Raw genomic sequence first — 12,187 nt, forward strand, 5'->3', positions numbered from 1 at the left:
CTTTTCAGCCCGGAGCCTTATTCCAGCCTTTGGACATCCGAGCCACATCCGAGCGACACGCTCAACACAACTATCATGGGCTTGTATTTAAGCTTATCGGCAATTCATCCCACGGTTAAAACCGTAGGCTTTCTTGCCGAGTTTCTGTAAGGTAATATCTTGGTATTACATCTGGCTCTCTTACTTTTTATTTATCATGAAAAATTATTTGTCGATGACAATGAAGAGCGTTGAAGTCCGAAGAGGGGGAATCTCTAGTATAATAAGGAGGCTTTTCTCCATATTCTCCAAGAAGAAAAAGGTTGTCCTTGGAATATATGGACCCGTTAATTCCGGAAAGACGACACTAGCCAATAAGATATCCAGAGATTTTGCTGGAGTAAGCGTTGGATCGGTTAGCAGAATACCCCATGAGACTAGAAAGATACAATACGTGGAGAATGTCGAGATAAGAGTTCCTGGTGGAGGTAGGCTTCTCATGGACATAATAGATACCCCTGGTATAGCCACAAAGGTCAGTTATAGGACATTTCTTAGATATGGAATGAAAAAGGAGGAAGCAATAGAGAGAGCTAGGGAAGCTGCCCTTGGTGTTATCGAGGCTATAAAATCCCTAGATAGGGTAGACATAGCCCTCTTAGTGGTGGATTCTACAAAGGATCCAACTTCTCAGGTGAATTTTGTAATAGCAGGAAATCTGAAGTTTAGAGGGATACCCTACATAGTTGTGGCAAATAAGATAGATCTTCCTTACTCTAGGCCTGAGTCGGTGATAAAATCATTTCCTGAGGAGATAGTGGTCCCCATCTCTGCTCTTACAGGAGAGAACATAGAGTTACTTTATGAAAAGATATATGAGGTGGCCAAGAGATGAGGCTTATCATTCTTGGAAAGTTGATAGAGAAAGATCTCAATGAGGCTATTGAGATGGCTGATAAGAGGAATATAGTCATAATGGGCAGAGTAGAACCAGACCTCCATGCCAAGCTTATAGAGGTAGTAATGAGCAGAGTTGGACCTGATGGAACAGCTGATATAGAGATGGATTCCATAGGTCCTGATGGTCCTGTCGTCATGTGGAGAAGAGGTTCTATTAAAATGAGAAAGACCTCTAGAAGGATGGAGTTAAGTTTGTGAAATAAGATGGTGGTTATCTTGGTCTTCAAGGTTATGGTTAGGTGTCCTGAATGCCGCTTTTCCAAGATATTAATGGATCCATCGGAGATAATGGAGACCTGCCCCTCTTGTGGAAGTAATAAGCTGGAATACATTGCATTTTGGTCTGTAGAGAAAAAGAAAAGAGATAAAAAGAAATTTAAGATAAAAGAAACTGAAAAGACCAATAAGACTTTCATAGGACCCGCTATGAGATTACAAGAGGAGGGGACATGGGAGATCGACCTTGATAAGGTCATGAAAGAAGATGTCAGCATAGCTGAGGAGGAGGATGGCGAATATTCCCTCTTCTTCAGAATAAATCCTGAGAAATTAAAAGGAGAAAAATAAATTCAACCTTTTATAAGAGAGGACACCCAAGCACCATCGCTGGATATGAAAGTAACCTCGCAACCCTTAATGGAGGAAAGGTTAATCTCTACCTTAATGCTTTCATCTGGTTTCAAGTATAAATTGGGCTCTATTACGCTCATCACTTCCCCATTGCATCTTATGATCAGCATTTTTATATCTACTACATTTGTTCCATTATTTTTTAATAAAATTTTGTTATCATATACCTCTTTTATGAAGAAATTGCTTTTCTGCTCTATATGGGAATATAGCAAAATGAAGACTAGGAGGGATAAAGCTAAAATTAGAGCCACGATTAGCACCTTCAAGTCGATCCCCCGATTTTTGCAGAAATAGATTTCCTCAAGAAAGACTCAAATAAAGGATCAAAAAGCCTAGAAAGCTCATTCTTTACGTATATATAACTAGGCCTGCTTCCTTCTATCCCTAAAACAGCTTCTTTTCCATTGCATAATCCGAATATAAATTTATTTCTAACCTTTCTAACCCTAAGATTTTCTTTCTCCTCAAGCTCCTCAGCTAACTTACTGTCCAGATCCACTAGAACTAGAGCACTGCTTCCTTTTTCTATCCTCTCCACCATATTTTTGTATTGGAATGAGATAGATGTTGGAATTAATACTCTGAGGTCTGATTTCCTTGATAGTATCCATTCCAGCACAACAGGCACGGATTTTCCGCCTATCTTCATTATATCCGGGAGATAGTCCCTCATCATATCTATTAATAGTGGATTATTAGATATTTCTGAGAAAATCGACCAAATTCTCACGATATCATCCATTTTCTCCTGAATTTCCATCGAGATGATCTCGATTGGATACCTTGCTGCATACCTTACAGGCCTTCCTCCAACAGCTTTTACAAAGCCCCTGTCAACTAGACGCTTCGTCACTTTATATGTTGTTGTGACTGGAATACCTGATATCTTAACTATCTCTGCTATGCTTAACGGCTTCTCTGAGGAGATTAAAGCCATAAATATCTTTTTCTCAGTTTTTTTAAGCTCTAATTTATCAAGAAAATCCTCCATTGCCTATTCCCTTATTATATTGGCTACTATCCTGTTATCCTTTATTTTAAGCACCCTTGCTCTCACTGTTTCACCGGGATCAGCAGCTCCATTCACTATAACTTTCATTCCCATATAATTTCCTACTCCCTCACCTCTTCTAGTTACTGAGGTCACTAGAACTTCTATTTCGTCTCCTGGCTGTACTATCTGTTTTTCCTCTTTATTAAAGGGAGTTCCATACACAAGGCCAGTAGCTTTCCTTCCAAGATTTCCTCTCCAACTGGAAAAGACGTCCTCATTCTTCGGATTCTTCCTAGGCATCTAAACTTTCTTAAAACCCAATCCTTATTAACTTTACTGTCTATTTAAATAAACTAATAGATATCTTTTATATTTGTTTAAGCCAGGAGGGGGATTAAAGTTTATGCTAGAATTTATTATTGATCAACTTTTTATTTTGTTAAGTTCCGGCATCATATGATTTTCTCCGGAAGGGCTGGAATTTATGAGCTTTCATCCGATATAAAACTGAGAATAGAGAAAGCAGATGAACTCAGAAAAGCAAGAGGAAAATTATCTCAATCTATATTGGGGGAGATATCCTCTAAATTCATCATAACAGTAGGGGATAGAGTTCTGAAGTCTGCTATTTCAGCAGGTTTTATACCTAATGTATGCATATTTGATATGATGGAAGAGAGGAATTTCATAGGACCTCCTGAGAATATCTCAGGATTTCTGCTTCTAAGAACGAGAAATGAGAGAGGAACTATATCCAAGGATGCTTGGGCATCCGTTAGAGATGCGATAATAATAGCCTCTAGAGGCATAAGAACTGCTGTATTAGTGGAAGGAGAGGAGGATCTTCTCGGTTTCCCTGCTGTAATTATGGCCCCAGAAGGATCATATGTTCTTTATGGCCAGCCTAAGGAGGGAATAGTTCATGTCCTAGTGACAGATGATGTGAAGGATGAAGCTATAAAGCTTCTTTATGAGCTCTTTGAAGTAGTTTAGTTTCTGTGTAGAGAATGGTGTCTTATTATCACAAACGGATGTCTCTCAAAATATCTAACCTCGGATGCTGAGAGAATTGTTTTTCCGGTTGCCAAGACTTCATCCAGCTTGTTCACAACTATGACCTCACTATGGGGCCTTATATTTGGATCCAACTCCTCGACAAAGTTGGAGAAAACAGTTGTTCCCCTCGCCACCTCATCTTCATGCTCCTTCTTTACCACAACTCTGCACATTGGCCAAGGAAGTACCTTAATAAGCAGCTTAGCTCCTTCTATAGAGGGAATAAAGAAGCCATCATGCGGCCTTATGAATCCAATCCTGATATCATCGCTATAGACATCTCTAGGCATTCCGGTTCTTCTAGATCTCCTCACTTTCAAGTTCCTGAATGCTCTTGTTGCTTCAACCCCAAACTGGTATGACAATATGCTTAGGATCATCTCCTCATCCGATGGCTCGTCCTTCACATCCTCGTCCATTGACACTGTTTGACCGAACGGAAAGGTATACTTGAGCCCCAGAGGAACATCGCCGTATATCGATGTCCTGAAGAATCTCTTTGCTTCAAGTTTTCTCACAATCCTTCTTGCACGAATAACTTCAGGTCTCATCAGAGTTTCAGGTCCGCTGTAGAATATTGCACTTCTTTTTGTGACGGGCTCTCTTTCCTCAAGCTCATCTCTATATCTCCATAAGATGTGAATAAGTGCTTTTAGTAGTTTTGGATGTGCTCTAGTTCTCTCCTGAACTAAATTCCACAGCCATCCCTCTCTTATAGCTGTCCTTATCTTTTTCATCTCTTGAACGCTTACATATAGGTTGTGAATCGAGATTAACCTCTCTCTTTCCCTTCTCTCCATCTCCTTTATCTCCTTAGCGGAATACTTCGAGCATACAGGACAGCTACAGGGAAGCTCCTCCAGCTCTTCTAAAGGTATTGTCCTCTCAGGAGTCATGTATCTTCCCTCGGCCGCATAGAGAGCATATGATGCGGAGTCAAAAGTATCTGCTCCCAGCGCAACGAAAAGAGAGAAGCTGGATGGAAGGCCTATGCCCCAGAAGTGAACCGGCTTATTTGGTTGAAGGAACATTCTCACTTTCATCAGCAAATCTGCCTGCATAGTGAAGTTATATTCTTCAAGCGCCACTTTTATCGATCCGACACCGTAGTAATCAAACCCAAGTTCAGAAATTCTTTTTGCAGATTCGCGTACTAAATCATCATAAGGGCCACCCTGCGGCGTGCCTAACCATAGAGTCCCCCTAAGTTCATTTGATAGAGATTTCCATTCCATAGCATGTTCTATTGTTATATTAACTCCTCTCTCAGCTTCCTCCCTGCTCATATCGGATGACATAGGCACATCCAGTATGGTTCCTATATCAGTTCCTATAGCATGCTGAAATCTCAGTATCTCTTTATTGCTTATCTCAACATCACCATACCTGTAGAGCTGATAAGCACCTGAATCCGTCATTATTATGCCATCAAAGCCTATTGCTGAATGAATTCCGCGCCTTAGGGCATCCTCTCTTAATTTCTCGTTTTTATAAATTATATATGAATTCGTTATTATTGCCTCAACCCCTATTCTCTTCATTTCTTCGGGAGTTACAACAGGCTTATTCGGGTTGAACACAGGAAAGAAATTGGGCAACAGGAGCTTCCCGCTCTTCGTGCTTAGCTCGGCAATTCTGGCTGAGGCATCCCTTCTCTTCACCTTTAGGTCGGGCATCAACTTACCTCATTAATAAAAAATAGGGGGTCATGAGACTATTTCCTCTCCCATCGACTTTAGAAGAATTAGCCCCTTCTTCGTTATGAAAACTCTTTCTCCCCTGAACTTCTTTCTTCTCTTTATTAAGCCATCGCTTGAAAGCATCCCCAAAACCAGTTCTCTTGCCTCCCTGCTTGGAATAAGTTCAGATGCAACAACCCCGTCCTCTCCCGCTTTTTCCAGCCTTTTTAGAATCCTAAAGTGCGCACCTAACAGAGTTCTCAATACAGGCACCCTTCCCCCCTCTCAGGTCTCCTCAGCTCCCCCCACAAGTTTATAGGAGCTCTTGGCTTAATAAAGATTAGCATTTGACAGTTTCCTTGTCTGCGATTGACGAATAAGTTCTCCTCAACATTTAAAATAATTAGCAAGACCGTGCAGGAGCTTCTCTTGATATTGATAATAGTTTGAATGAGCTTTTTCTGCTAAGATAATAGATTTACAAGCCTTAATACTGGCTAAGAGTCCGTTTGGAAGTCGAAGCCCCATCTATTCAGCTTGAAATATTTCATGATTATGGTTTTAGTAGAATATCTTACTGAATATTCTAATTTTAGTTAACATAGGAGATAAGCTCTACTTTTCGAATATACAAACTTATCTGGAAGTTTCTTCCGCAACAGATTTATAGAACCCGAGAAAGGTAGAAAAGGGGAGTTTCATGGAGAGATGGGATGTAATAGTAGTCGGGAGTGGGCCAGCTGGTGCTGCTGCAGCGAAATCTTCTGCTGAAAAAGGTGCAAAAACTCTTCTTATAGAGGCAAAACCTGAGATAAAGGCATGGAAACCATGTGGAGAGGGAGTGAGCAAGGAGACTTTTAGGACAGCTGGAATAGAGCCTGAACCTGGCATAGTATCAAATGAGTTGAATATGAGAGTTTATGCACCAAACGGAAAATATGTAGAGATAGGACAGACCGGGTATGCTATAAACAAGGATCTCTTTCTGCTTGAACTTGCAAGAAAGGCCGTTGAAGCAGGCTCAGATCTTATAGTAGGCGAGCCTGTGGAGTCAGTGTACTTCAAAGATGGAAAAATTTCCGGAGTTAAAACAGTTAGATCGATATATGAGGCTAAGGTTGTCATAGGAGCGGATGGATACAACTCCGTTGTCGCCAAGTCCTGTGGAATCAACAACAAGACAGAGCTAATACCAACATACCAGTATAAGATGACTGGAGTGAAGATAGATTTCCATTCAGGACATATCTTCTTAGGAAACAACATTGCGCCCGGTGGATATGCATGGATATTCCCGAAATCAGATAGGATATTCAATGTAGGCATAGGGGTTAGACCAGGGAGCCCGAAGCTTTATCTGGATAAGTTCATTAAAGATCATCCAGAGTACTTCAGCGGAGCTAAGATATTGGGGGCTGGAGGTGCAGCTGTTCCAATAGGTGGTTTAGCGAAGGAGATAATGGCAGATGGGGTTATTCTAGTCGGGGATGCAGCAGGTACTGTTATACCGTTCACAGGAGCTGGCATACACTCATCAATATCTGCAGGAAAAGTGGCAGGAGAGATTGCTGCTGAGGCATCCCTAGCAGATCAAGTGAGCAAAGAGAGCTTCAAAGACTTCTTCTCAAAGTACGATCCATGGATAAGGAGGATAAATGATAGTTTAAGAGCGATGAGAGTTTTTGAGAAAGTCACAGATGATGAGTTCAATCAGCTTGCAGACATACTCACAGCTGAGGACGTGCTAAACTTGGCCAATGGAATAAACATCAGGAAAACAGTGCAAAAGCTTTTGGGACACCCAATACTAGCAGTTAAGATAGCCCATAAACTTCTTACATCGTAGTGGTATTATGCCGATAGAAAGCGGGGATTACATTCTCCTCGTGGTTGAGGGAAGGAGAGAGAAGAGATTTCTGGTCAGGGTGAAACAGGGAGAGAGCTTTCATACACATAAGGGATATATAAATTTCGATGATATTATAGGAAAGGAGTTCGGTTCTGTCACCAAAACGAACACAGGGGCCAGAGTCCTGCTTCTTAGACCGACAACGTATGATGTGATGGAAAAGCTCTCCAGAGCAACTCAGATAATATACCCCAAGGATGCCGGTTTTATGATAATAAAAGCTGGGATAATGCCTGGGGCCAAGGTACTGGAAGCAGGAACAGGATCGGGATCCATGACAATAGCTCTTTCAAGGGCTGTAGGTCCAGAGGGCAAAGTTTACAGTTATGAGAAAGATGAGAGATTCTATGAAGTGGCGAAGAGAAACATTGAGAGATTTTCTCTAGGGAATGTGGAGCTTAGACTTAAGGATATAAAAGAGGGAGTTGATGAAAAGGATCTTGATGCTGCATTTCTGGATCTGCCGGAGCCATGGGATGTCACTGAAATTGTTAAAAAAGCGATAAAGCCGGGATCGCCAGTAATCGTATTTGTTCCCTCATTTGAGCAAGTGAAGAAAACAGTTGTTCAAATGAGAAAGACAGGTTTTGGACTTGTGGAGGTGAATGAGATCCTTATAAGGGGAATAGAATCAGATGAGGAAAGAACTAGACCTTCTACCAGAATGATAGGGCATACTGGCTTTATAATATCGGGAAGGAGACTTCTGGAACAGGAATGAAGTAGTTTTAGACAGAGTTAAGCTAATTAGCTATGATTATACTATTTTTGTTATCAAAGTCACTTAATTAAAACCCTATTTCAGCAAGGATTAAATAATAAACCTTGCTGAATTGAGCATCCCTCGTCGAAGAGGGATTGTGAAATCGACGAATGCAGAGGTGATATGTGTGGGAACGGAGGAGGCGCCTACACTATTCGTTAGGAGGGCCTCTGGTCTTGTTAGGACCGTTGGACCTTTCACAGCATTCATGATAGTGTTCTCCCATGTGGTAGGAGGAGGAATACATAAAATGGCTGTAATTGGCATATATACTGCCCCTGGAGCTGATATTCCATTGGCATTTTTGATAACAGGCATCCTTCTAGCCCTACCCACTGCTTTAATCTACACATTGATGGGAGCAATGATGCCAAGGACTGGAGGAGATTACATATTCATCTCAAGAGGTCTGAATCCAGCTATGGGCTTTATTGCCTCCTGGGCTTTTTGGGTAAAAGAAGCAGTAAGTTATGGGCTCCTATCGTGGATGTCTGTTGACTTCTTTGCTGGTGCTATCACCGCTGCTGGAATAGCCCTTCATAATAACTCTCTCCTAGGAATGGCCAAGTGGATGGTAACGCTACAGGGTCACTTAGTTCTGGGATTTGCATTTGCTTTCATATTCGGGATTATAGCATACCTTGGCATGAGGGTTTACGGCTGGGTAATAAACATACTAGGCGTAATAGCTGTTATAGGATGCCTGACCAACTTGATAATCCTAGGAGCCTGGGGATTAGCTCCAATGGGAGCCGTTAAAGGATGGGACAGTCTCTATGGCCCCGGTGCCTATGAAAAGATAGTAAATAAGGCGTTTGAGATAGGAATGGCAAAGGGAAAGCTTCCTTTGGCTCCATTTAGTATAGCAGATACAATGAGCACTACATCTGGGGCTGTATTCGCATATCTTGGGATAACAGCAGCAGTTTATGTTGGAGGAGAGCTAAAAACCCCAGTAAAATCTCTTTTCGTAGCCCAAACATTGGGAACTGTGATAATAATGCTTTATTATGTTGGGTTACCATTAATTGCCTATTCAGCATATGTAGTTCCTCAGGAGGTGCTGGCAAAGATCCCAGGAGCCATGGATTACCTAGCTAAGAATAATATTCCTGCAAACAGGGTCTACTTTACCGTCCTTTATAATTATCTAATGAGTACTCTTGGCGCCAAGGAGGTTGCAAAGCTTATAGGCGTTCCAGATGCCTCATATCTGCTTCCCCCGAGTGCAGTAACTTCCTTCACTATACCTCTCGTTCCTAGAGGACTGGAGTGGCTACAGGTGATTAACGGAACCTTTGTTGGGATAGTACTTCTGAAGGATCTCCCTGCTTTCTTCTTAGTGGCCACTAGAATAGTATTCGCGTGGGCATTTGACAGGTTCTTCCCAGAGATGTTCGCTGCTGTTGACTCTAGATTCCACTCCCCATACTGGGCGATCACCTTAACATTGATATTTGGACTTATATTCCTACTATTACCATACTTCGGAAGTGATTGGGCTGTGGCGGGAGTCTCATCCAACCTGGCTATGTTTACCGGAATGCTCGGTTGTCTTGCAGGAGCTGTTCTACCTTATACAAGGAGAGATCTATATGAAAAGTCTCCTATCACCTGGAGCATAGCAGGAGTACCTGTTCTCACCATAATAGGGATATGGGGATGGGCCGCCAACTTCCTCTTCTTCCTGATATCAGCCACGCAAGTCCAAGTTATTGGAATGCTCCTGATAAGCATATTCCTCGGAGTGGGCTCAGCTGTGTACGTAGCATTCCTAGCATATAACGAGAAGCGCGGTGTAGACATCAGGACGATCTACACAGAACTGCCTCCAGCCTGATTTCCTCCTCTTTTTTATATATTTTTTTTCAATTATTTGCCTCAACCCTGAAGTTCCTGATTATTTTTGCTACAGATAACCATGAATATCACATTAATTTTATAAAGATATTCTTAGCAACTAAAATGAGTTTATGCGCACATATAGAAAGCTTGTGGTTTTAAACAGAAGGAGTAAAGATAACGAGATACCTCTAAAAGAGATATTATGGAGGAGTACTTGACTCTTAAGTTTTGGAAGAGTGAGAAAAATGGCTTTCCCCGGGCATAAATTCCTCATTTCTGAGGAAATTACACGCATATTTCCGGAATTAAGAGTGGGAGTTTTGGTGGGTGAAGGGCTCTCTATTGAGCATGAGTGCCAAGAGCTGGAGAATCTGAAGAAAGAAGTTGAAGCGCATATAATCTCTCTGAAGGAGAGATGTGAGCTGCCGCAAGCCATAAACTTGTGGATGGATGCCTACAGGAGGATGGGAGTTAGCTCGAAGAAGCATGTCCCCACTCTTGTAGCCATGTTCAATCGTGTGGCTAAAGGTAAGCCCATTCCCACCATAAATACATTGGTTGACAGCTACCTAGTTGTTGAACTGAGATATCTGATACCTGTCGGCGGATATGACCTAGCGAAGATAGAGGGGAATATCCACCTCAGGACATCCAGCGGGAATGAGGAGTTCATTCCACTCGGCTCCACTGAGAAGGAGCTGACTAGGCCAGGAGAGATAGTATATTCTGATGAGAAAAAGGTGCTCACGAGATTCCTGAACTACAAGGATAGCGAGCTGACAAAAATAGAGGCACACACTAGGGACGTTGTGCTTATGATGGAGTCTCTGTCCAAGGAGGACAAGCTTGAGGAGGCCCTAGAGGAGCTCAGCAAGTTGATAAAGAGGTTCTGCAGAGGATCCACTAGCACCTTTATAGCGGAGGTTGGTGATGGCCCATGGGAGTTGTAGAGAATCTTTTTGTGGGATTTGTCTTGGGCTTATCATCAATCGCATCTCCGGGTCCTTTCAATGCTTATCTTGCCAATTTAGCCCTTAAAGGTTGGAAAAGAGCTTTTATTTTTGGAATTGGAAATGCTATCTCCGACTTTGTCCTTATGGGAGCCACTATCATGCTTTATGAGATGCTAAGGTCGAAAATAGAGGGATTCCTGTGTTACTTCTATTTAGCATCCGCAGTGATCTTTGCATACCTAGCATTTGATGCCTATAAGGGAGGGGAGCATGATAAGACAGAGGGCAAGCCAATTTCCGGATCATTTCCTCTGTTTTTGAAGGGATTGACTATAGGAGTAGTAAACCCCGTTCAGATTACGTGGTGGTTGACAGCTGGCCTAGCATCAATCTCGATGTTCGGGATACCGTGGATGGCTGGATTAGCACTAAGTGGCATGATCTGGATTTCGCTATTTCCCAAGATGATAGAAACTGGATGTGATTATAACAGCAGACTTGCTACATTCATCATAAAGCTTGTATCAACATCAATATTGCTCGCATTCTCTGCTTACTTCTTGCTACTCTTTATCATCAAGTATCTCTAAATATTATGCAACCGCATGAAATTTTTATTTTCATCTTCTCTATCTAATCTGGCTTTTTGACGATGTCGACGCTTCTCTCTTAGCAAAAGCCCAGAAATTTCTGTTTTTAGGGCTTCATCGATTTACGTTGCCATCAAGCCCTCTTTAAAAGCGAGAATATATCATGATTCATTATCAGATGGAACTGGACTGCAATAGGTTCCTTTTATCGAAGCTTTCTGCAGGGTTCGCTGCCAAGGATGAATTTCCCATGACAAAAATAGTGCCGGGGGCGGGCTTCGAACCCGCGACCTCCGGATATCTCATCGAGCCCTCCTATGCAGAGATTATGAGTCCGGCGCTCTCACCAGGCTGAGCTACCCCGGCCTTTTTTTACAGAGCCAGCAGAGAAATAAAAGCATATGCACTATTGTAGTGTAGATTCATTAATATATATTAGATCTACAACTATCTAAAGAACTAGGTTTATATAATCAGGCTTCCAGAAAGAAGTGGGCGGTGGGGTAGGGCCGGGGAGGTAGCCGCTCCCTGTACCAGAAGGCTAATGCTGGGGCCGGATAACCAGCTCGGGCGGATTGCATTCCTGATCCTATAGGGTGGGGTGAGCTGATGATCCTTCGACCCTGCGGATCCCCGGTGGGGAGAGGATCGCCCGGAGGGGCGATAACCGCTCCTTTGCTGTGGAAATGGGTCAGGCCCGGAAGGGAGCAGCCCTAACACAGACGGAGGATGCTGCAGGATATCGGAGGTGAGGGTTAGCCCTTCTCCTGATGGATCAGGACTGCATTCCCACCGGGCTGGGGCCCACCGCCCCTTCTTATCCCCT

14 protein-coding genes, 1 tRNA gene and 1 other RNA gene are annotated in these 12,187 nt (G+C 42.6%); 10 read left to right on the forward strand and 6 right to left on the reverse strand.

The features are described 5' to 3' along the window. Positions 1-214 precede the first annotated feature (214 nt). From D6D85_RS12555 to D6D85_RS12565, 3 genes are read left to right on the forward strand one after another with little or no spacing between them, the layout of a single operon-like run. Positions 215-874, forward strand: coding sequence for an Era-like GTP-binding protein (locus D6D85_RS12555; protein WP_337189974.1), 660 nt, complete (start codon positions 215-217; stop codon positions 872-874). Beyond that, complete coding sequence (locus D6D85_RS12560) at positions 871-1,137, forward strand: hypothetical protein (protein ID WP_125672388.1); 267 nt, start codon at positions 871-873, stop codon at positions 1,135-1,137. Before D6D85_RS12555 ends, D6D85_RS12560 begins: the two co-directional genes overlap by 4 nt. An 18-nt stretch (positions 1,138-1,155) precedes the next feature. Beyond that, positions 1,156-1,506 (forward strand): OapC/ArvC family zinc-ribbon domain-containing protein, encoded by a 351-nt coding sequence (locus tag D6D85_RS12565; RefSeq protein WP_161969868.1) that lies wholly within the window; start codon positions 1,156-1,158, stop codon positions 1,504-1,506. Positions 1,507-1,508: 2 nt separating this feature from the next. Here the strand turns inward: D6D85_RS12565 and D6D85_RS12570 are convergent, their stop codons facing one another. The 3 genes from D6D85_RS12570 to D6D85_RS12580 are packed head-to-tail and all read right to left on the reverse strand — an operon-like array spanning position 1,509 to position 2,866. Beyond that, entirely contained in the window at positions 1,509-1,838 is a 330-nt protein-coding gene (locus D6D85_RS12570) for a hypothetical protein (protein WP_125672390.1), read from the reverse strand. Then, entirely contained in the window at positions 1,835-2,563 is a 729-nt protein-coding gene (locus D6D85_RS12575) for a helix-turn-helix domain-containing protein (protein ID WP_125672391.1), read from the reverse strand. The genes D6D85_RS12570 and D6D85_RS12575 overlap by 4 nt, the downstream gene beginning before the upstream one ends. A gap of 3 nt (positions 2,564-2,566) precedes the next feature. Further along, positions 2,567-2,866 (reverse strand): TRAM domain-containing protein, encoded by a 300-nt coding sequence (locus D6D85_RS12580; protein WP_125672392.1) that lies wholly within the window; start codon positions 2,864-2,866, stop codon positions 2,567-2,569. A gap of 156 nt (positions 2,867-3,022) precedes the next feature. Between D6D85_RS12580 and D6D85_RS12585 the strand changes: the two genes are divergently transcribed. Then, entirely contained in the window at positions 3,023-3,559 is a 537-nt protein-coding gene (locus D6D85_RS12585) for a GTP-dependent dephospho-CoA kinase family protein (protein WP_125672393.1), read from the forward strand. Here the strand turns inward: D6D85_RS12585 and tgtA are convergent. Together tgtA and D6D85_RS12595 are read right to left on the reverse strand one after the other, a co-directional pair. Continuing rightward, a complete protein-coding gene (tgtA, locus tag D6D85_RS12590; RefSeq protein WP_125672394.1) occupies positions 3,556-5,298 on the reverse strand; it encodes a tRNA guanosine(15) transglycosylase TgtA in 1,743 nt (580 codons plus the stop codon). The genes D6D85_RS12585 and tgtA overlap by 4 nt on opposite strands. 30 nt (positions 5,299-5,328) lie before the next feature. Beyond that, on the reverse strand, positions 5,329-5,574 hold the full coding sequence (locus tag D6D85_RS12595) for a hypothetical protein (RefSeq protein WP_125672395.1): 246 nt from the start codon (positions 5,572-5,574) through the stop codon (positions 5,329-5,331). 427 nt (positions 5,575-6,001) lie between these two features. On the opposite strand from D6D85_RS12595, the gene D6D85_RS12600 reads away from it, so the two are divergent. The 5 genes from D6D85_RS12600 to D6D85_RS12620 all read left to right on the forward strand — a co-directional run bounded on the left by D6D85_RS12600 (position 6,002) and on the right by D6D85_RS12620 (position 11,361). Continuing rightward, a complete protein-coding gene (locus tag D6D85_RS12600) occupies positions 6,002-7,147 on the forward strand; it encodes a geranylgeranyl reductase family protein (RefSeq protein WP_125672396.1) in 1,146 nt (381 codons plus the stop codon). Positions 7,148-7,154: 7 nt separating this feature from the next. After that, on the forward strand, positions 7,155-7,931 hold the full coding sequence (locus D6D85_RS12605) for a tRNA (adenine-N1)-methyltransferase (RefSeq protein ID WP_125672397.1): 777 nt from the start codon (positions 7,155-7,157) through the stop codon (positions 7,929-7,931). Between the two features lie 169 nt (positions 7,932-8,100). After that, positions 8,101-9,813, forward strand: a complete 1,713-nt coding sequence (locus tag D6D85_RS12610; RefSeq protein ID WP_125672398.1) for an APC family permease — start codon at positions 8,101-8,103, stop codon at positions 9,811-9,813. A 328-nt stretch (positions 9,814-10,141) separates the two neighbouring features. Continuing rightward, a complete protein-coding gene (locus D6D85_RS12615; RefSeq protein ID WP_161969869.1) occupies positions 10,142-10,768 on the forward strand; it encodes a B3/B4 domain-containing protein in 627 nt (208 codons plus the stop codon). Next, positions 10,756-11,361 carry a LysE family translocator gene (locus tag D6D85_RS12620; protein WP_125672400.1) on the forward strand — a complete coding sequence of 202 codons (606 nt, stop codon included), beginning with the start codon at positions 10,756-10,758 and terminating at the stop codon, positions 11,359-11,361. Before D6D85_RS12615 ends, D6D85_RS12620 begins: the two co-directional genes overlap by 13 nt. Positions 11,362-11,624: 263 nt before the next feature. Here D6D85_RS12620 and D6D85_RS12625 read toward each other — a convergent pair. Beyond that, a tRNA-Met gene (locus D6D85_RS12625) sits at positions 11,625-11,727 on the reverse strand. A gap of 130 nt (positions 11,728-11,857) precedes the next feature. Between D6D85_RS12625 and ffs the strand changes: the two genes are divergently transcribed. Then, positions 11,858-12,171, forward strand: an RNA gene (gene ffs / locus D6D85_RS12630) — signal recognition particle sRNA. Positions 12,172-12,187: the final 16 nt, after the last annotated feature.

The organism is Candidatus Methanodesulfokora washburnensis (genome assembly GCF_003947435.1).
GTDB classification, from domain to species: Archaea; Korarchaeota; Korarchaeia; order Korarchaeales; family Korarchaeaceae; genus Methanodesulfokora; species Methanodesulfokora washburnensis.